Annotated in this window: 1 protein-coding gene; it reads right to left on the reverse strand. The window is 43.7% G+C overall.

Annotation, left to right across the window (positions count from 1 at the left end):
- The coding region (locus tag HC175_RS23790; protein ID WP_168140160.1) for an HYR domain-containing protein at positions 1-261 on the reverse strand (261 nt) is incomplete at both ends.

A 261-nucleotide genomic window follows, 5' to 3' on the forward strand; every position in this document is an offset into this window, starting at 1 on the left:
CTCCTGTAGCAGAACAACTGTTGGCATCTGTTGACACCGTTACAGCACCTGGTGCAGTTATGGTCGGTTTTTGGTTGTCTTCAACGGTGATAATCTGAGTAGCTGTCTGAGTATTATCAGAATTATCTGTTACAGTCCAGGTGACGGTAGTGGTCCCTAAAGGAAAAGATAAAGGAGCATCGTTTTCAACCTTTTTGACACCACAGTTATCAGAAGTAGTTGGATTTCCCAGGCTAACTCCTGAAGCAGAACAACTGTTAG

It is taken from the genome of Salinimicrobium oceani, assembly GCF_012037645.1.